The 19,381-nt window shown below is 71.6% G+C and carries 16 protein-coding genes and 1 pseudogene; 7 read left to right on the plus strand and 10 right to left on the minus strand.

Annotated features, from left to right (window positions below):
• The 3 genes from ACZ4Z1_RS17335 to ACZ4Z1_RS17345 are packed head-to-tail and all read left to right on the plus strand — an operon-like array spanning nucleotide 1 to nucleotide 1,876.
• Nucleotides 1–981 (plus strand): hypothetical protein, encoded by a 981-nt coding sequence (locus ACZ4Z1_RS17335; protein ID WP_468487614.1) that lies wholly within the window; start codon nucleotides 1–3, stop codon nucleotides 979–981.
• Between the two features lie 3 nt (nucleotides 982–984).
• The gene (locus ACZ4Z1_RS17340; protein WP_468487446.1) at nucleotides 985–1,221 is read left to right on the plus strand and encodes a Trm112 family protein; all 237 of its coding nucleotides are present in this window, start codon (nucleotides 985–987) and stop codon (nucleotides 1,219–1,221) included.
• Between the two features lie 37 nt (nucleotides 1,222–1,258).
• Nucleotides 1,259–1,876, plus strand: a complete 618-nt coding sequence (locus ACZ4Z1_RS17345) for a hypothetical protein (protein ID WP_468487447.1) — start codon at nucleotides 1,259–1,261, stop codon at nucleotides 1,874–1,876.
• Here ACZ4Z1_RS17345 and ACZ4Z1_RS17350 read toward each other — a convergent pair.
• Nucleotides 1,856–4,204, minus strand: a complete 2,349-nt coding sequence (locus tag ACZ4Z1_RS17350) for an excinuclease ABC subunit UvrA (RefSeq protein ID WP_468487448.1) — start codon at nucleotides 4,202–4,204, stop codon at nucleotides 1,856–1,858. The genes ACZ4Z1_RS17345 and ACZ4Z1_RS17350 overlap by 21 nt on opposite strands.
• A gap of 62 nt (nucleotides 4,205–4,266) precedes the next feature.
• Between ACZ4Z1_RS17350 and ACZ4Z1_RS17355 the strand changes: the two genes are divergently transcribed.
• Both ACZ4Z1_RS17355 and ACZ4Z1_RS17360 read left to right on the plus strand, forming a co-directional pair.
• The gene (locus ACZ4Z1_RS17355) at nucleotides 4,267–5,316 is read left to right on the plus strand and encodes a helix-turn-helix transcriptional regulator (protein ID WP_468487449.1); all 1,050 of its coding nucleotides are present in this window, start codon (nucleotides 4,267–4,269) and stop codon (nucleotides 5,314–5,316) included.
• Nucleotides 5,317–5,403: 87 nt separating this feature from the next.
• Nucleotides 5,404–6,435 carry a rod shape-determining protein gene (locus ACZ4Z1_RS17360; RefSeq protein ID WP_468487450.1) on the plus strand — a complete coding sequence of 344 codons (1,032 nt, stop codon included), beginning with the start codon at nucleotides 5,404–5,406 and terminating at the stop codon, nucleotides 6,433–6,435.
• Between the two features lie 118 nt (nucleotides 6,436–6,553).
• Here ACZ4Z1_RS17360 and ACZ4Z1_RS17365 read toward each other — a convergent pair whose 3' ends face one another.
• From ACZ4Z1_RS17365 to ACZ4Z1_RS17380, 4 genes and pseudogenes are all read right to left on the minus strand, one after another.
• The gene (locus ACZ4Z1_RS17365) at nucleotides 6,554–7,150 is read right to left on the minus strand and encodes a histidine phosphatase family protein (RefSeq protein ID WP_468487451.1); all 597 of its coding nucleotides are present in this window, start codon (nucleotides 7,148–7,150) and stop codon (nucleotides 6,554–6,556) included.
• On the minus strand, nucleotides 7,143–7,544 hold the full coding sequence (trxA, locus tag ACZ4Z1_RS17370) for a thioredoxin (protein ID WP_468487452.1): 402 nt from the start codon (nucleotides 7,542–7,544) through the stop codon (nucleotides 7,143–7,145). Before trxA ends, ACZ4Z1_RS17365 begins: the two co-directional genes overlap by 8 nt.
• Nucleotides 7,545–7,661: 117 nt before the next feature.
• Complete coding sequence (locus ACZ4Z1_RS17375; protein ID WP_468487615.1) at nucleotides 7,662–10,403, minus strand: molybdopterin-dependent oxidoreductase; 2,742 nt, start codon at nucleotides 10,401–10,403, stop codon at nucleotides 7,662–7,664.
• A gap of 135 nt (nucleotides 10,404–10,538) precedes the next feature.
• Nucleotides 10,539–11,345: pseudogene (locus ACZ4Z1_RS17380) on the minus strand (FAD binding domain-containing protein); the annotation flags it as partial.
• Between the two features lie 264 nt (nucleotides 11,346–11,609).
• Between ACZ4Z1_RS17380 and ACZ4Z1_RS17385 the strand changes: the two are divergent.
• Entirely contained in the window at nucleotides 11,610–11,966 is a 357-nt protein-coding gene (locus ACZ4Z1_RS17385; protein ID WP_468487453.1) for a PucR family transcriptional regulator, read from the plus strand.
• Nucleotides 11,967–12,076: 110 nt separating this feature from the next.
• Here the strand turns inward: ACZ4Z1_RS17385 and ACZ4Z1_RS17390 are convergent, their stop codons facing one another.
• Entirely contained in the window at nucleotides 12,077–12,502 is a 426-nt protein-coding gene (locus ACZ4Z1_RS17390) for a hypothetical protein (protein WP_468487454.1), read from the minus strand.
• A 407-nt stretch (nucleotides 12,503–12,909) separates the two neighbouring features.
• Nucleotides 12,910–14,352, minus strand: a complete 1,443-nt coding sequence (locus ACZ4Z1_RS17395; RefSeq protein ID WP_468487455.1) for a glycosyltransferase family 39 protein — start codon at nucleotides 14,350–14,352, stop codon at nucleotides 12,910–12,912.
• Between the two features lie 843 nt (nucleotides 14,353–15,195).
• Between ACZ4Z1_RS17395 and ACZ4Z1_RS17400 the strand changes: the two genes are divergently transcribed.
• Entirely contained in the window at nucleotides 15,196–15,948 is a 753-nt protein-coding gene (locus ACZ4Z1_RS17400; protein ID WP_468487456.1) for a DUF4232 domain-containing protein, read from the plus strand.
• 915 nt (nucleotides 15,949–16,863) lie between these two features.
• Here the strand turns inward: ACZ4Z1_RS17400 and ACZ4Z1_RS17405 are convergent.
• The 3 genes from ACZ4Z1_RS17405 to ACZ4Z1_RS17415 all read right to left on the minus strand — a co-directional run bounded on the left by ACZ4Z1_RS17405 (nucleotide 16,864) and on the right by ACZ4Z1_RS17415 (nucleotide 19,297).
• Nucleotides 16,864–17,316: a hypothetical protein gene (locus tag ACZ4Z1_RS17405; RefSeq protein WP_468487457.1), complete on the minus strand. Its 453-nt coding sequence runs from the start codon at nucleotides 17,314–17,316 to the stop codon at nucleotides 16,864–16,866.
• A gap of 102 nt (nucleotides 17,317–17,418) precedes the next feature.
• A complete protein-coding gene (locus tag ACZ4Z1_RS17410; protein WP_468487458.1) occupies nucleotides 17,419–17,727 on the minus strand; it encodes a hypothetical protein in 309 nt (102 codons plus the stop codon).
• A gap of 691 nt (nucleotides 17,728–18,418) precedes the next feature.
• Nucleotides 18,419–19,297: a hypothetical protein gene (locus ACZ4Z1_RS17415; RefSeq protein WP_468487459.1), complete on the minus strand. Its 879-nt coding sequence runs from the start codon at nucleotides 19,295–19,297 to the stop codon at nucleotides 18,419–18,421.
• Nucleotides 19,298–19,381: the final 84 nt, after the last annotated feature.

Genomic DNA, 19,381 nt, shown 5'->3' on the forward strand with positions numbered 1-19,381 from the left:
CTGTGGTGGGGCGTGGCGGCCGCACTGCTCGCCAACGTCCTGTACAGCACCGGCTTCGTGCTGGAGAAGCGCGCCCTGTCCGCGCTGCCCGCGCTCAGCACCCGCCGGCCCGCCCGCCTCGTCCGTCACCTGCTGGGCAGTCCGCTGTGGCTCGGCGGCTCGCTCGCCCTCGCCGCCGGTTTCACCGCCCAGCTCGCGGTCTACCGCACCCTTCCCATCGCCGCCGCGCAGGGCGTCTTCGTCTCCGGTCTGGTCCTGCTGCTGCTCCTGTCCTCCGTCTTCCTCGGCGAGCGCACCACCGGCCGCGAGCGGCGGAGCATCGTCGCGATCCTGCTCGCGCTCGGCATGGTCGTCGCGTCACTCCAGGGCAGCGGCGCCGGCACCGTCACCCGTACCGCGCCCACCGGCATCCTGCTCGCCATCGCACTGCCCTCGCTGGCCGCGGGGCTGTGGCTGTACGGCGCCGCCGAGCAGCGCGCCAAGCGCCGCCACCGCCAGCCGTCCTCCGGCGTCCCCTACGGTGTGGCCGTCGGCCTGCTCTACGGCGTCAGTTCGCTCGCCGTCAAGGGCGTCTCCGGTCTGCTGGACGCGCGCGACCCGGCGGGTGCCGTCCGTGCCCTGTTCACCTCCCCGTATCCGTATCTGCTGCTCTTCACCGGCGCGGTCGGTCTGGTGCTGTCCCAGACCGCGCTCCAGCGCTGCCGTGCCTCCCTGATCGTCCCCGTCTGCACCACCGTGACCTGTGTGTTCACCGCCGTCTGCGGCACGGTCGCCTTCAGCGAGCCGCTGCCCGCCGACCCCCTGCGTCTGGCCCTGCGCCTGGGCGGCACCGCGGTCGCCGTACTCGTCCTGCTCGCCCTGCCCCGCCAGGACACCCCGCCGCCGGAACCACCGGCCGCCGAGCCGTCCGGTCCCCCGGCCGCCGAGCCGTCCGACCCGTCAGGCACCCAGTCGGCCGAACCCGACCTCCCGAGGAGCTGAGCCGTGACCCCCGACGACCCGCTGCTGAAGATCCTCGCCTGTCCGATCGACAAGGGCCCGCTGACCCTGCTCGTCCCGGACGGCGTGCTCTACAACCCGCGGCTGCGCCGCCGTTACCCGATTCTCGACAACATCCCCCAGCTCCTCCCCTCCTGCGGTGAACAGGTCACCGAGACCGAACACGAAGCCATCCTGCGCCGCCTGCCCCCGGACGCCGGCCCACCCGGCGAGGCCCGATAGGCCCCGCCGCCGCCCGCCGTCCGCGAACATGTCCATCATGGACCCCACCACTGACAACGGCCCGGCCGACGCATCCGGCAGCGGCCCCGGCGGGCCTTTCGACGGCCCCCGCGCCTTCCAGCTCGTCCTGCTGCGCCGCATGGCCGACCACCAGCCCGGCCTGGTCGAGGACGCGCTGCGCACCCTCGGCGCCTCGCGCGCCGAGCTGCGTGAGGCCAACCGCCGCTGGCAGGCGTGGGCCCATTCGCCCCGGTCGCGCGGCGCGGTGCGGCGCTACCGCTCGCTGCTCGGCCGTCCCGAGTCCGTCACCGCCCGCCACATCGGCGACCTGACCTGCGAGGCGCTGACCTGGCCGGTACCGCTCTGGCCCGACCTGCGGTTCGAGGTCCTGACCGGCCCGCAGGGCACCGCGTGGAACGCGTGGCTCGTCCGGGCGCCGGGCGCCGCCGCCCCCGCCCTGCGGACCACCGACGACCTGGTCCCCTGGTCCTGCACGGTCGACGAGGTGGCGCGCGCCTTCGCCCCGGCCCGCCCCATGGAGGGCACCGCCCCGACCCGCTGGCGGCTCGCCTTCACGGCGCCCGGCCCGGACGGTGAACCGCGCGCGACGGTCGCGGAGTTCACCTGGGGCCTGCTACAGCGCACCGTCGAGTGAGGCCCGCAGGCAGTCGGCGGTCGCCGAGCCACGTGCCGACAGCAGGTCGCGCGGCGTCCCGGCGAACACGATCTGCCCGCCCCGCCGTCCGCCGCCGGGTCCGAGGTCGACCACCCAGTCCGCCCGTTTGACCACGTCGAGGTCGTGCTCGGTCACCAGGACGGTGTTGCCGCCGTCCACCAGCCGGTCGAGCAGCGCCAGCAGCCCGTCCACGTCGGCCATGTGCAGCCCGGTGGTCGGCTCGTCGAACACGTACACGCTTCCCGTACGGTGCAGCCGGGTGGCCAGTTTGAGGCGCTGCCGCTCGCCGCCCGACAGGGAGGACACCGACTGTCCCAGCGTCAGGTAGCCGAGCCCGACCTCGACGAGGGCCGTCAGCTTCCGCACGATCCCCGCCGCCTCGTCGGCACCGGCGCGCGCGAGGCCGCCCGCCCCGAAGAAGCCGGCCGCCTCCGCCGCCGTCATCTCCAGCACGTCCGCGACCGACCTGCCCCGCAGGGTCAGCCCGAGCACCTCGTCCTTGAAGCGCCGTCCCCGGCACGCCTCGCAGGTGGAGGTCACCGGGTCCAGGTAGGCCAGGTCCGTGTGGATCACCCCGCGCCCCCGGCACTCCTCGCACGCCCCGGCCGCGTTGAAGCTGAACAGCCCCGCCGGCACGCCGTTCTCCCGCGCGAAGAGCGCGCGCACCGCGTCCATCGCCCCGACGTACGTGGCCGGAATGGACCGCGCGGACACCCCGATCGCCGACTGGTCGACCACGACCGCCTCCGGGTGCGCGCCCACGAACGCCTCCGACACCAGTGTGCTCTTGCCGGAGCCCGCGACCCCGGTGACGACCGTGAGCACCCCGGTGGGCACGCGGAAGTCCACACCCTTGAGGTTGTGCAGCGTCACGTTCCGTACGGTCAGCCGGCCGCCCGGCGTACGGACGTCCTCCTTCACGCCCGTCACGCGCCGCAGCCCCCGCCCCGTGGGCGTGTCGGCCGCCGCCAGCCCGCGCACCGTCCCCGCGTAGACCACCTGCCCGCCGTGCGTCCCGGCCCCCGGGCCCATGTCCACCACGTGGTCCGCGACGGCGATGACGTCCCGGTCGTGTTCGACGACGAGGACGGTGTTGCCCTTGTCGCGCAGGCGCACCAGGAGGTCGTTGAGGCGGCGGACGTCGCTGGGGTGCAGTCCGGTGCTCGGCTCGTCGAAGACGTACGTCATGCCCGTCAGGCTGCTGCCCAGGTGGCGCACCATCTTCAGCCGCTGCCCCTCGCCGCCGGACAGGGTGGCAGCCGGGCGGTCGAGGCTGAGGTAGCCGAGGCCGATGCCGGTCAGCCGGTCCAGCGCGGTGACCGCCCGCGCCGCGACGGCCGCGCCCACCGGCTCCTCGGCCGGGTCGATGCCCCGCAGGACCTCGCTCAGTTCGGCGACCTCCAGGGCCGCCATCTCGGCGATGGACCGCCCGGCGACCCGGGATTTCAGGGCCGCCGCGGTCAGCCGTGCTCCCTGGCACTGCGGGCAGGTCCCTTCCCGTACGAAGCCGCGCACCATGTCCCTGGTCTTCTCGGAGAGCGCCGAGAGGTCCCGGTTCACGTAGCGCCGGTCGAAGTTCTCGACCAGTCCCTCGTACGTGTTGTTGTAGGCCCGCTCGCCGCGCTTGACCGTGAATCCCTTGCCGTACAGGAGCAGCTCCCACTCCCGCGGCGTGTACCGGTCCAGCGGCTTTTCCGGGTCGAAGAGGCCGGAGGTCGCATAGATCTGCCAGCCCGCCGTGCCGACGGCGAGCGGCGGGAAGCGGATCGCGCCGTCGTTGAGGGAGCGGCCGGTGTCCAGGAAGCGGTCCAGGTCGATGCGGGTGGTGCGGCCCAGTCCGGCGCACTCGGGGCACATCCCGGCGGGGTCGTTGAAGGAGTACGCGGTGGCCTCGCCGGCGCTCGGCGTGCCGCAGCGTGAGTAGAGCACCCGCAGGATCGCGTAGATGTCGGTCAGCGTGCCGACGGTGGAGCGCGCGCCGCCGCCGAGGGGCCGCTGGTCCACGACGATCGCCGGGGAGAGTCGCTCGATGGTGTCGGCCTTCGGCCGTTCGTGTTTGGGCAGCTGGTTGCGTACGTACCAGGTGAACGTCTCGTTGAGCTGGCGCTGCGACTCCACCGCGATCGTGTCGAAGACCACCGAGGACTTGCCCGAACCGGAGACCCCGGTGAAGACGGTGATACGCCCTTTGGGGATCTCCAGGTCCACGTCCTTGAGGTTGTGCTCGCGGGCCCCGGTGATGGTGATGCGGTCAGTGCCGGTGGCGCGGTCAGCGATGGTGCTGCGGTCGGCGTTCTGTGCTCCCATACGGGCCACGCTAGGAACGAATTAGGTCAGAAGATGGCCGCCTTCTGCGGCACCCTGAGGACATGAGCGACACCCCGGCGCGCCTCCTGAAGCTCCTCACCCTCCTCCAGACCGGCCGCGAGCGGACCGGCACCGAACTGGCCGGACGCCTGGGCGTCAGCCCGCGCACCGTCCGCCGCGACATCGACCGGCTGCGCGGCCTCGGCTACCCCGTGGACGCGGCCATCGGCGCCATCGGCGGCTACCGCCTCGCCTCCGGCACCGCGATGCCGCCCCTGCTCCTGGACGACGAGGAGGCCGTCGCCATCGCCGTGGGCCTGCACGCCGCGGCGGGCGGCACGGTCGCCGACATGGCGGAGACCTCCGTACGGGCCCTGGCCAAACTGGAACAGGTGCTGCCCGCCCGGCTCCGCGAGCGGGTCACCGCCCTCCAGGAGGCCACCGTCCCGCTCTACGGCCTGCTCACCGGTGGCGGCGAGGCGCCCGTCACCGACCCGGCCGTGCTGACCGCCCTCGCGACCGCCTGCCGCCGCCGCGAGCGGGTGCGCTTCGCGTACGCGGCGGCGGACGGCGCGACGGGCAGGCGGCACGCCGAGCCGTACCGCCTGGTCAGCGCGGACCAGCGGTGGTACCTCGTCGCGTACGACCTGGACCGCGCCGACTGGCGTACGTTCCGCGCCGACCGGATCAGCGGCCCGCTGCCCACCGGCGCCCGCTGTGTGCCGGACCGCCGCCCGCCCACACCCGACGCCGCCGCGTTCGTCGCCGAGTCCGTCACCAGCCACCGCGCGCGGCACCGGGCACTGGTCACCCTGCACGCCACCCTGGAGGACGCGGCGGCCCGGCTCCCCGCGGGCACCGGCCTTCTGGAGCCGCTCACGCCGGACTCCTGCCTGCTGCGTACGGGAGGCGACGCGCTGGACTGGCTCGCGTTCCGGCTCGGTCTGCTGGGCGTCCCCTTCGAGGTGCACGAACCGCCGGAACTGATCGTCTACTTGCACGACCTCGGCACCCGCCTCCTCGACGCCTCGCACCGCTCCATGCCCCCGGCGGCACCCGCCCGCCCGCAGGCCCCCGCGTCCCCCAACCGGACCTCTCCAACGCGCACCTGACGACCCGTTGGCACACGATGGATCACGAGTGGCCGCCGGCGGCCACTCGGCCCATACTGCCGAACGCTCCCCGGGGAGGCACCCTCCATGACCGCCAGCCTGGCACAGTTGCTCCGATGCTCGGTCGCCGTCGACCTGGGCGCGGCCCGCACCCGGATGTACGTCAAGAACCAGGGCCTGGTGGTGGACCAGCCGACCGTCGCGGCCGTCAACATCCGCACCGGCGCGCTGATCGCCGTCGGGGACCGCGCGGAGGTGATGGACGGCCGTACGCCGGACCACATCCGGGTCGTACGCCCGGTCTCCGGCGGCACCGTCGTGGACATCGACATGGCCCAGCGGCTGCTGCGCAACCTGGTCGACGACAAGCTGCGCAAGGCGTGGCGGCGCAGACCCACCATGCGGGCCGCGATCTGCCTGCCGTACGGCAGTGAGCCGCTGGCGCAGCGGGCCGCGGTGGAGACGCTGAACGGGATCGGCGCCCGCCGGGTGGAGATGGTCGACACCCTGGTCGCCGCGGCCGTCGGCTGCGACCTGCCGGTGGAGCAGCCCGAAGCCACCATGATCGTGGTGTGCGGGGCGGGGACCACGCAGATCGCGGTGCTCTCGCTGGGTTCGATCGTGGCGGCGCAGACCGTCACGGTGGGCGGCAACGCCATCGACCACGCCGTCGTCCAGCACCTGAGGCTGCACCACAAGCTGATGATGCCGGGCCAGTCCGTACGGCCGCTGCACCTGATGCTCTCCAGCAACGGCGACCTGGTGGCGGGCCCGACCGAGGTGCACGGCCGGGACGTGGTCAGCGGGCTGGCCCGTTCGGTCATGGTCGAGGCCGAGCCGGTCCAGCGGGCCATCGCCTCACCGCTGACCACCATCCTGGACGGGATCGGGTCGGTGCTGCGGCGCTGCCCGCCGGACCTGGTCGCGGACCTGGGCGAGCGCGGCATCATGCTGGCGGGCGGCAGCGCGCTGATCCCCGGCCTCCAGTCGATGATCCGGCAGGCCACGACCATGCCGGTGCACATCGCGGACCGGCCGGACACCTGTGCGGTGCTGGGGCTGGGCGCCATGATCGAGGGCAAGGTGGAACCCCTGCACCTCGATCCGATGGCCACCTAGCGAACGGGGGACGCGCCTTCCCGGGGCACCTTTTAGGCGCGCCCTTCGGCCGCACCCTCAAGGCGCCTCCTCCGGACGGCGCCCCTTCCGGGCGCACCCTCCAGTCGCACCCCGCCGCTCACAGCGTCCGCGTGTTCCAGCCCACCACCGCAGGCCGACCGTGCTCTTCGCCGAGGACGCCCACCGTGCCTGTCTCGAAGGTGAACAGCGCGCCCGCCGACGGCGGCAGGCCGAGCCGACGGGCCGTCAGCACGCGCTGGAAGTGCCCGTGGCCGACCAGCACCACGTCGCCGTCCGCCGTGCGCAGCTGTTCCTCGATGCGGGCCAGCACCCGGTCGGCACGTGCGCCGACCTGCTCGGGCGACTCACCCGGGTGCCCCGGGGGACCGGCGGTCACCCCGTCGGTGAACAGGAACCAGTCGGGGCGCGTGCGGTGGATCTCGTCGGTGGAGACGCCCTCGTACCCGCCGTAGTCCCATTCGCTCAGATCGGCATCGACCTGCGGGTCCGGCAGCCCGGCCAGCTCGGCGGTGCGCCGGGCCCGCTGCAGCGGGCTGCTGAGCACCGCGCCGATCTTCCGGGCTGCCAGGACCGGCCGCAGGGAGCGGGCCTGCTCCTCACCGCGGGCGGTGAGCGGCAGGTCGGTCCAGCTGGTGTGCTGCCCCGACCTGCTCCACTCCGTCTCGCCGTGGCGGACCAGGAGCAGTTCACTCACCGCCGGTCTGTCCCTCCGGCGCCTGGCCCTCCTGCTTCTGGGCCTCTGCAACGGAGGCGCGGACCTCGTCCATGTCCAGGTTGCGGGCCTGGCCGATGACGTCCTCCAGTGCCTCCTCCGGCAGCGCGCCGGGCTGCGAGAACACCGCGATGTTCTCGCGGACGATCATCACGGTCGGGATCGACTGGATCTGGAAGGCGGACGCCAGCTCGGGCTGCGCCTCCGTGTCGACCTTCGCGTAGACCAGGTCGTCATTCTTCTCGGACGACCGTTCGAAAACCGGGCCGAACTGCTTGCACGGGCCGCACCACTCGGCCCAGAAATCGATCAGGACGAAATCGTTGCCGGAGACGATCTCGTCGAAGTTGTCCTTGGTGAGCTCTACCGTGCTCATGCGCACTTCCCTGCTTCCGGTTCCGGTCTCTTCTCGGTCCCGCTGCGACAACGGGTGGATCGCACGACCTATTCCGCACGCCGGACCGTCCCGCACCCCTGCCCAGCAAACGCCGACCTATCCATATGAATTTCCACGGCCGTACGGCGGCGCCCCGGACACCCCGCGGGACAGCGCCCGCCACACCCGGTCCCGGGCCAGCGGCAGCCGGGTGAAGCGCACCCCGGTGGCGTCGCGGAGCGCGTTGGCCAGGGCCGGCGCGACCGGATTGAAGGGGCTCTCACTCATGGACTTCGCGCCGACCGGGCCGATCGCGTCGGACGTCGGTGTGAAATACACCTCGGTACGGGGCACGTCAGCGAAGGCGGGCAGCCGGTACTCGCGGAACGCCACGGTGCACACCGCGCCGCGCCCGTCCAGCCGTACGTCCTCGAAGAGCGCCGCCCCCAGCGCCTGCGCCACCCCGCCCTCGACCTGCCCCCGGCACTGCATGGGGTTGATCACAGTGCCGGCGTCCGCCGCGTGCACGCTGCGCAGGATGCGGATCTCCCCGCTGTCCGGGTCGACCGCGATGCGGAACCAGTGCGCGTTGAAGGCGACCGTGCGCGGCGTACCGGCGAAGTGGCCGAAACCGGTCAGCGGGCCGTCGACGCCGACACCGTCGGCACCTCCGTCACCGCTGTCGTCGCCCCCGCGGGCGGCCCGCTCCCGGACCGTCCCGGCCAAGGACCGCGCCGCGCGCAGTACCGCCTTGCCCGCCACCACGGTCCCGGCCGAGCCGAAGCCCCCGGTGTCGTGCCCGACCACGTCGGTGTCGGCCTGCCGTACGGTGATCCGCTCCGCGGGGACGCCCAGCTCGGCGGCGGCGATCTGGCACAGGGCGGTGGTGGTCCCGCTGCCGGATTCGGGCGTGCCGACGGCCAGTTCGTACGTGCCGTCGGCGTTGCGCGTGACCCGCGCGTCGGCGAGGTGCCCGCCGGGTCCGCCCGCGGCGATCAGCGACACCGCGCTGCCCTCGCCCACCAGCCAGCCGTCCGGCGCGGCGGTCCCCCCGGACGTGGACGCCTCGCGCAGCACGTCCAGACACGCGTCGAGCCCGTAACTCCCGATGCGCAGATCCGTCTCCCCACCCACCACCGGCACCAGGTCGTCCCCCGGCCGCACCGCGTTGCGCTCCCGCAGCAGCAGCGGATCGATGCCCAGCCGCCGCGCCAGTTCGTCGAGCGCGCTCTCCAGCGCGAAGGCGACCTGCCCGAGCCCGTATCCGCGGAAGGCACCGGCGGGGACGGTGTGGGTGTGGACGGCGAAACCGTCCACCTTCTTGTCCGGGCAGCGGTAGAGGGACAGGGCGTCGCCGCATCCGTGCAGCAGGACGGTCCGGGCGTGATTGCCGTACGCGCCGGTGTCGGACACCACGTGCAGCCGGAGCGCGGTGAGGGTACCGTCCCGGCGCGCGCCGGCCTTGACCCGTACGGTGAACGGGTGCCGCGTCGTGGCGCCGTAGAACTGCTCGGCCCGGGTGAACTCCAGCTTGACCGGGCGCCCGGTCCGCAGCGCCGCCAGTGCCACCACATCCTCGACGAGCATCTCCTGCTTGCCGCCGAAGGCACCGCCGACCCGCCCCGCGACGACCCGCACCGCGTCGGGCGGCAGGTCCAGCAGCGCACACAGGGAACGCCGTACGAGGAACGGCACCTGCGTGCCGGTACGGACCACCAGCCGCCGCCCCGGACCGGCACCGCCGCCCGCACCGCCCTCCACCGGCTCGAAGTATGCGAGCGCGCCGTGCGTCTCCAGGCTCGCGTGCTGCGCCCGCCGCGTACGGAAGGTCTCCTCGTACACCACGTCGGCCGCCGCGAACCCGCGCCGCACGTCACCGGTCTCCCCGTGCACCTCACCCGCCACATTGACCACGGGCGGCCCACTTGCGTACGGCTCCCCCCTGCCCCCGTACGGCTCCCCCTTGTCGTGCACCAGGGGAGCGCCCGGCCGCATCGCATCCTCCGGAGTGAGGACCGCGGGGAGCACCTCGTACGTCACCTCGACGCGGCGGCAGCCCTCCTCCGCCGCCGCCTCGCTGTCCGCGAGCACCGCGGCCACCCGCTGGCCCACGTGGCGGACGGTGTCGTCCAAGAGCCGGGTGTCGTGCGGATCGTCCTCGGGGTGCTCGTGCTGAGCGGTGGAGAAGTACCGGTCAGGGGCGTCGCGGTGGGTGAGGACCGCGTGCACGCCCGGCACCCGCAGCGCGGCGCGGGTGTCGACGGCGGTGATCCGGGCGTGGGCGTGCGGTGAGCGCAGCAGTTTCATGTGCAGCAGGCCCGGCAGGGCGCCGATGTCGACGTCGAAGGTGTAGCGGGCCGTGCCGGTGACCACGTCCCTACCGCCGGGCGCGGGGGCGTTACGGCCGACGGCGGCCCCGTCCCCGGGTTCCTCCGTATGCCGCACACCCCGCACGGCGTCCTCGATGGCCCGGTAGCCGGTGCAACGGCACAGGTTCCCCTTGAAGGCGCGCGGCAGGTCGGCGAGCAGCCCCTCGTCGAGCGCGGCAGTCGTCATCACGAACCCGGCCGTACAGAATCCGCACTGAAAACCCTGCGCCTCCAGGAACCGCCGCTGCACGGGATGCAGCCGGCCGCCCTCCGCGTCGGCCAGCCCCTCGACGGTGGTGACCGCCCGCCCGTCCGCCCGTACGGCCGGAAACACGCAGCTGTGCACCGGCTCACCGTCCACGTGCACCGTGCACGCGCCGCAGTCCCCCGCATCACACCCCTTCTTGACGCCGAAACAGCCGCGCTCGCGCAGGTAGGTACGCAGGCACTGGCCTGGGCGTGGTACGGCCTCGGTGGAGCTGCCGTTGATCTCGGTACGGAAATCGGTGCGGGAACCGGTGCGGGAATCGGTGCGGAACCCGGTACGGCTATCGGTGCGGGAATCGGTACGGCTATCGGTATCGGTACGGCTAGAAGACGGTTCCGGCCCCGCCGGCGTCCGCGCGCCCAACTCCTCCCGGATCTCCTCCCCCAACCGGTACGTCATGTGCCGCCGCCACTCCGGCAGCCCGTGGACGTCGTCGAACCAGCCGTCGTCCGGCACGGCGTCCCCGATCGCCGCCCGCAGCGCGCGGGCGTCCGGCAGCACGGGGAACCGCAGCCGGACCGGCCGTACGGTGGCAGCCGTGATCGTCAGGGCGAACGCCCCGTCCACCGGGTCGAGCGTCCCGATCAGCAGCGCGGCCGAGCGCCCGAGCCCGTACAGCGACGTCTGCCGGAACGCCGTACGGCACTCCAGCGCGCGGGCCGGCAACGTGACCGAGCGCAGCAACTCACCCTCTGCCAGCGCGTTGCACCCGGCGCCGGTGACGAGATCCGCCACCGGAAGCCGCCGGGCGGTCCCGTCCGTGGCCAGCAGCAGGCAGGTGCCGTCCAGCGCGGCGGTGAGGGCGATCATCGGGCCGGCGGGCTGCGCGTGGCACAGGTTCCCGCCGACAGTGGCCGTGTTCCAGATCTTGAACGAGGCCAGGAAGGCGCGGCAGCACTGCTCGAAGAGCGGCCCCGCCGGCCGGCCCGTCCCACTGCCGGCCCGGGACACCTCGGCGACGGTACACGTCGCCGCAATCTCCAGCCCGCCGTCCGGCAGCCACCGGAGCGGCTCCCAGCCCATCCGGCTCAGGTCCAGCAGCCGCCGCAGCCCCGGCTGGGGCTCGGAGAAGAGGTACGTACCGCCGCCGAGCCAGGCGTCACCCGGCCGCCATTCCGGACGTTCCCGGGCGTCCCGGACCTCCCGCACCGTATTCAGGTCCATGTTCCGAGTGAAACAAGCGCACCCCACCGACAGTCGCAGCCACGCACGAACCCGCCACTCCGCCGCCCACGCAACCGCCCACCCCGTACGCCCGGAACCGCGACTCCACCGCCCACCTCTCCCCCTCTCCCCCGCCCCCTCGCACCAGCGCGACTACCCACCCATTCCCCTGGCATTTACGATGCGATTCCGCACACTCACCTGGCGAGTGCGCACGGCAGAAACCCGGGCCCGGCGCCCGGAACGGTACGAGGAGCACGCCCCATGCCGCACACCACCCCGCCCGCCCCCGGGGACAGCTCCGCCCCCGCCACCCTCGAACGGCTGCTGGCCGCCGTACCCGACGACGTACGCGCCGTCTTCAGCGCCCGCACCCTGCGCCCGCTCCTCCCCGAACACGACCGGACCGGCACCCTGCTGCACACCCTGGAGGTCTTCCTCCGCCACGACGCCTCGTGGGCCCGCACCGCCGCCGCCCTCCACCTCCACGTCAACACCGTCCGCTACCGCATCCAGCGCATAGAACACCTCACCGACCGCGACCTCACCCGTTTGAGCCACCGCCTCGACCTGCACGCGGCCCTGCTGTGCCGCACGGGAGCTGCGGAGGGGGCGGCGTAAGAGACGGCTCACGGGGCTGCGCAGCTACGGAGGACGCACGCGAAAGGCGGGACGGCAGCCGCCGTCCCGCCCGCCCGCTTCCGGTGGTTGCCGTCCGGTTGCCGTACGGGTCAGATGTGCAGCAGGTACACGTACCTGCCGCCCGCGCCCGCGTTCAGGTCCCTGTCGTAGCGCTCCCAGGGCTTCGGGGGCTGGTAGTCGCGGTTGTCGGTGAGCGCGACGTCCAGCGAGTTGATCGGCGAGCCCTGGTCGGTGCTGCGGGTGTACGCGGCGTAGATGAACTCGCCGCCCGCGCCGGCGTTCAGGTCCTTGTTGAGCTTGCGGTAGCCGTGCGGGGCCTCGTCGCCCTTGGACAGGAAGATGATGTCGGTGATGGGCCCGAACGCGGCGTTGGGCGCGGCGAGCTTGCTGTCGGTCTCGAAGGCGAAGTACAGGTACTGGCCGCCGGCACCGGCGTTCAGGTCCTTGCTGATCTTCGTCCAGCCCTCGGGTTCCTGCTCGTCCCCTTCGAGGACCATGAGGTTGATGACAGCCATTGCGTCCGTTCCTTTCTCGTCGGCGTACTGAGAAGAGGCGGGCTCACGCTATGGCTGCCACCCCTGGAACACATCGTGCGCAACCGGACAGCGGAGCGTTCGAATCGGCATCCGGTCACGGCCCGGCTGAGCTGCCGACCATGTGGTTCATCCGACAAGCAGGGTCGAACAGCCGAGCGGGACAACAGGTGGCCCTCCCCGGCCCCCTGTCCGGTTCCACCGCCGGGCCCCACTCACGCCCCCCTGGTCCCCCTCGGGTGGGCGGACGGCCCGAATGACACCGGTGGGGGCGGCGGGGTGGGGTGGTGGGGACAAGCCGGGGGCGGACCGCAGGGAACGGCCGGCGGGAGCGGTGGGACCGGCCGATAGCGGACCGCTGGGCGCGGGGCGCAGGGACCGACGGCCCGTCAGCGCCGCTCGTACACCAGCACCCGCCGCCCACGGTCCTGCTCGTCCGCCGTCACCGCGAAGCGCTCCTTGAGCACCGCGGCCTTCACCCGGTCCCGCTCCGCCGATACCGGCCGGGCCACCTCGGCAGCGTCGGTGACCAGCACGATCCGCCGCTGCGCGAGCATCGCGGCCCGTATCCGTTCCGGGCCGGCCTCCTCGCCCTTCAGCGTTCCGGACGCCGCCGGGCTCTCGGCCAGCGCGATGTCCCGCAGGCCGGCGAAGTCGCCGGGAGAGACGAGGGCGCTGTCCCGCCGTGCTGCCGGTATGAAGATCACCGCGTCACCGGGCTTCTTCAGCTCGCGCACCTCCGCGGCCACCGACAGGACATCGTCCACCCGGCTCCCCGGAGAGCGCTTCTCCAGCGACTGCGGCAGCAGCGCGACCACCGCCACCACGACCACCGCCGGGACCAGCCACGGCGCCGCCCGGGGGAACCGCGGCCTGGCCGCCCGTACCGCCGTACCCAGCGCCGTGCCGATCAGCAGCGCCAGCCCCAGCATGCTGAACAGGATGTAGCGGTCCAGGAACAGCGGCTGGACCAGGGAGAGCCCGATCAGGCCGAGCTGCGGCACCGCCAGCAGCGGCAGGCCGACAGCCGCCACCGACAGCCGGCCCGCCCGCGGCCGGTCCAGTACGGCCCCGAGGCCGCCGATCGCCAGCAGCACCGCCGGGCCGATCATCATGTGCCACGTCAGCGGCGGGATCCAGGACACCTGGCCGGACTGGGTCCGGCTGAACAGGACCAACGGGAGCGCCCCCGCCACGGCGACCGACGCCGCTGTCGCCCAGCGTGTCCACATCCTGCGCCCGGCCTTCACCCAGACCAAGGTCGCCAAGTGCGCGGGCAGGATCAGCAACGACAGCCAGTTCAACAGCGCACACACCAGGACCGCTCCCCCGTACCCCGCCCAGGGCACCGTTCTGCCGGCACCCCTGAGCACGGTCATCAGCAGCAGGGTCGATACGGCCGCTCCCGCCGTGACCAGCGCGTACGGGCGTCCCTCCTGGAGTTGGAACTGCACCGCCGGGAGAAGACCGAACGCCAGCCCTCCTGCCAGCCCGGCCCAGCCGCCCGCCAGCCGCTTGCCGATGGCCGTCACGCAGGCCGCCGCCACCGCCATGGCCAGCACGGAGGGAAGCCGCAGGGTCGTGGTGCTGGGCCCGAACCATGCGAAGAGTTCGTGCATCAGCAGGTAGTAGAGGCCGTGGACGACATCGACCTGCCCCAGCATGTGCCAGATCTCCGCGGTGGACCGCTGGGCCACCTGCCAGGTCGCGGCCTCGTCCCGCCAGACGCTGTTCTGCCGGGAGAGCCCCCACAGGCCGAGGAGGAGGGTCCACAGCAGCGGAAGCAGCCATACGGGCAGGCGTCGTCGGAAGGCTGATATGTGACTGGTCATGAAGGGCGTTCAAGTCCTAGGGCCGGCGGTGCAGCCCGGAATCAGGCACGGGCTTTCGAGAGCCGCCGCCCGGCGGACGGCTGCGCGTGGGGTGGCTCCCTGCCTGTGGGAGTGAGGTCCCTGATCGCTCCAGCGGCACACCCCCGTTCACCGCAGGAACATGATCGGACAAAAATCCTATCCGGTGGCTCCGGGCGGCCCCGTCGAGCCCTGTCGCCCATCACGTGAGGTGGACCAGGGCACTGTCTTGGGCGGCCGCTGTACGGTGCAGTCCGGCCGCACGCTCGGCCGTGGCGCCGACCGGCAGACGGTTCCCGTACCGGAGCCGCCTGGTACGGGAAGAGGAAGCGGCCGCAGGTAGCCGCAGGCGGCATCGAGTTCGCCGGCCTGGTGGCTGAAGATCGGCACGGCGGTTCCGTCGGACGCCACGACGCGCAGGGGTGCGTGTAGGTGTGCGACGTCGACCGGGCCGATGCCCGTTGACGGGTTCACCCATGGACAACGGACGCGGTTCGGTTCCGGCCAAGGAGGGCCACGGGATGCCGAGCCCGCGTCGGGCCGGTCCTAGCCCAGCAGCAGCCGCATCGTGGCAGTTCTGCCGGAGCCGTTCGGGCCGGTCAGGGCCGTGAGCGATCCGGTGGGCACAGTGGGTCGAGGTGGCGCAGACCTCACGGTGACGCGCCCGCACCCCCTCGGCTGCTCCCTCCTCGACTCCTCCCCGTCGGCCCCGTAGAGGCGTTAGCCGGGTGTTAGCGGAGCGGCAGCCTCGCGCCAGCGGCCCCGGGCAGAGTGAACGACGTACCGAGGAGACCGCGACACCAACTGCCCCGGGGGGAACCCGAAATGAGCGCCAGCACCATCACCCGCACCGCCCGCCGCCGCACCCTGCGCATCGCCGCCGCGGCCCTGACCGCAGCCGCCGGCCTGACCCTGACCGCCTGTTCCGGCTCGGACGCCGCCACCGGCACCAAGGCCGCAGCCCACATGGACGCGGCCGCCGCCGACCCCAGCGCCGCCAACTCCAGCAGCACGGGCTCCTCCTCCACCGACACCCAGGGCTCCAACCCCCAGACAGGCTCCGGCACCAAGACCGACACCAAGGCAGGTGCCGCGGGCCAGCAGACCGGCGGCCCGCAGGCCGCCCGCGGCGGCGGCAAGACCGGTGCGGGCCACCAGCGCTGCCACACCTCCGACCTCAAAGCGGCCTTCGCCACCGGCGAAGACGCCACCCCCGACCCGAACGCAAACGGCGGGACGACCACCAGCATCGTCCTGACCAACACCAGCAACCGCACCTGCAAGATCGGCGGCTTCGCCGGCGTCGACCTCAAGCCCGACGCCGGCGGCCCCAGCTGGTCGCTCGCCCGCTCCTCGGCCAAGCACGGCTCCATCACCCTCGCCCCCGGCGACAGCACCGACTTCACCCTCAACCTCGGCATGGCCAAGGAGAACGAGGAAGGCTCCTGGAAGCCCGCCACCGTCGCCGTCACCCCGCCCAACGAAACCACCGCCCTCACCCTGAAGTGGCCCTGGGGCCCCCTCACCCACCAGGACGGCGCCACCCACCCCGCCACCTACGTCAACCCCATCGGCTGACCGTCTCCCCCTGAGCCACCCCTCCGAGACCGGCCGCCCGAAGAGGCCCCGGCCCGGACGGCCACCCGACGTATCCAGCGATCGGGACAGCGTCATGCGGGTCTCCTCTTGCATCAGAGCAATGTCGAGATCGTAGGAGCCTTTGTGGAGCAGCCGTGGCAGGGCAGGTGTCTTGGAACTCAGCAGCCCCCGTGGGCCGACTCCTGCCTGTGCCGTCGGCGCGAGTCGCAGGAGAGTCCGCACGCCGTTGACGGCTGCGAACCACGCTGTTTGCCCCAGCGACGCCTGCTGACACCGTCGGCCATACCGGCCCGTTGAGCATCGTGTTCCCACTGTGCTCGGCGACCTGCTTCGGGATGGCGAGCACACAGCTTCCGACTGAACGGTCCCAGGCAGGCGACAGGACCGCGAGGCCGGCTGATACGCGGCAAGGGACCACAGGTGAACCACTCCGCCGCTGTCACCGACAACAACCAGGGACGGCTGGGGGCATGAGCCGAGGGCCGTAGGCATGAGGTCCCCGGACACCAGCCGATCTGCCCATAGTGATCAGCGGTGTTTCCGCCGGCTCGGGTGCGGCGGCATGGTGGCGGGGTCGCCCATGTAACCGATCAGAGGCGTCCGCAGAGGCATCGCCGGCCCTCGGCGGAGTGCTCCAGTGGCAGTTCAGGCGCCTGCGTCTCCAGACGCGGCGAAGCGGGCCCGGGAACCTGCGCGTGGCAGCTCCGGCCCTTCGGGCCATGCGCTGGACACGTAGGTTTTCGGGCGGCTGACCGTGAACTCCATGATTCGGTCTTCGCCGTTGGAGCGGTAGATGCGGTAAATGTCGTGGCAGTACCAGTCCGCCTAGGCGGTATTTTTCTGGAGAGGTCCAACCTGGAAGCTCCCCAATTCCTCATGCGTATAGGAGCGCTGTCACTGGGTCGAGGTCTTGACGCTCATCGAATGGCTGAGTGACGTACTGAGACTGGCACTGAGCCCCTTGAGGGAGAACCCGGCTTCGGCAGACACGCTCATGTTGAGCGTGCGGTCGATCTCTTGTGCCTTGCTTACAGCGACCCCTTCGGTTTCATGCCACGCATGGGTGGCCGTGGTGAGTGCGGGGTGAACCCTGAAGGCGTCGTCGATGAGGTGCCAGCTGGACCAGCGGCGCACGATGCAGTAGGGGGTCATGATTCCCTGCCACGTGTACTCGTGTCCGTGGTCATCTGGGATGAGGTAGCACGGCACCAGAGCCTGTGCGGAAAGTACCGGCGGGTTGGACGTCCACGTATCCGGCTTGTCAAGGCTCGCCGGTTTCGGGGTTGGCAGCTTTGGTGGCAGCACGCGGGAAAGCTCCACAACGGCCGGATACTCACCGACCTTCACCAGGTCGAAAAGCCCCCTGGCGCCTTCCGTACTGTCCGAGAATCGCAGCCGGGACGCATCTTCGTCGAAGTAGACGTACTTGGCCTCAGCAAGGCTGTAGAATCAGTGATAGCCGCCGTCTTCCTTTATCTGCCATTCAATCTTTGCCGGCGAGTCGATCTTGTCCGGTTCGTCATCCCACGGCTTCCCGTCGCGGGGGTGCATCAGATACCCGGAGCCGAGGCTCCCTCGGTCCGCAATGCTGCGGCGAGCGAAGACATACTTCCTGTCCGAGACGTCCAGGGCATGGAACACCCAGTGCGCCTTCGTCTCGGATTCCTCCTTCATCTCGTCATCGCACCACCAGTGAAGCTTCTTTCCGTTGCTTGTAGTGTGCCAAAACTGGTACACGTCTCCGACGACCGGAGCCACTTCTTCTCCCACCTGATCCGACGAATGGCGGGCGGCAGGCCCGCGGACCTGCCGCCGACGAGACGCGCAGTCGTGGCGTCACCTAGCAGACCGGCGGCCGTCAGGCGCACGCAGAGAGGGCGGTACGGACATGCGCAGGTTCTCCTGAGTTCCCCTCACTTTCGGGCCCGGCGCCAAGGCACGCCGGCACCCGACACGGCAGGGGCACTACGACACAGGCCTCACACACCGACCTGAAGCCGCACGCATCTGCGTACGTTCACACGTCTCAGGGAATGGCGGATCGGTCTTTCGGCGCATTTGCCAGAACGCACACCCAGTTGCGAGAAGGGCGCACAGCAGTCCACCCGTCACGTCGACGCACACCACGCGATACCGGCGAGCCGCTGCGGTCCCAGACAAAGGCCTCTTCGACTGCCGTTCCGCCCCGACCAGCACAGCACCCAACTAGCCATGCAGGCCACTCCCTGAGACGGAAAAGAATTCAGGGAAGAAATTTTTATAAATTCATGGGCGTTAGAAATCCCCGGCTACCCCTGACAGGATGTTGGCGCGGCCAGCACCATGGAACTTCTCGTGGTCGAACGGATCACACATGCCATGCGCCGCACAACCGGACGCACTTCGCGTCCGCATGTGGCACCGGTCGCGGCGTCACATGCGGCGACGAGTCGCGCTCGCCAGAGTCTCCTCACTCGCACTTCTCGGCCCGTCCCGCCGGGCCGCTGATGTACTCCACCCGCACGCTGTCGTTCTTCTCCAGCACCCATAGCGTCCCGTCGTCCGGGCTCCAGTGGACCGGTACGACGTAGACGCGATCCCCGGCGATGTGGAAGAGACGCAGCCCCGAGTACCGGAAGCCGAAGGCGCTGCCCTTCTCCCGGACGTGGAAGTAGCAACTGCCACCACCTCGGAGCATGAGGTCGTACTTGCTGAAGACGACCACGGCGGGGTCCTTGGTGCTCATGCTCCGCGCGGTGTCGGCGGCCCGGCCCCGGCCGACAAGACCGGCGTAGGCGTATACGGCCCAGAACAGCAGGAGCACGCTGATCAGCACGGTCAGTGACCACAGGCGCTGGTGGTGGCGTCTTTGCGTCTCGGTGAGTCCGGGGAGTTCGCTCGGTCCGGTGGCGCCGGGGGCTTCTGGCACGGCGGTCGGCGGGCGGGTGCGGGCGTACGCCGTGAGCAGGAAACCGACGATGGCGCTGAGCGGAATGAGCAGGTCGAACAGGCCGGGGTGGAAGCGGTAGAGCACGAACAGTGCCAGTGGCGGCAGCCAGGCGAACCGCAGGCGGCGCGCGGCCCATGCAATCCTGCGGGGCTCGTCGGCGGTCCACCGGTGGAGGCCCACCGCAGCGAGCGCCGCGCCCGCGATCAGCCATGCCGGCAGGAACAGCGCCTGCACGCTCCGCAGCAGGTAGTCGCTGGTGGAAAGGTGGAAGACAGAGTCCTGAAGACCGAGGGCACGGCTTTCCGCGTCGCTGCTCGCCCAGCCGAAGTAGAAGAGGACCGCCGTCAGCAGAGTCACCAACGAGCCGACCGTACCGGCCAGTTCCAGCCAGCCAGGCACGACCGTAGGGCTGGGGCCAGAGCTGGGGCTGGGGGTGGGGTGCGGTTCGGGATCCGAGTCTGGACCGCGTGCGGGGCCAGGGCC

It is taken from the genome of Streptomyces sp. NPDC030165, from assembly GCF_055573595.1.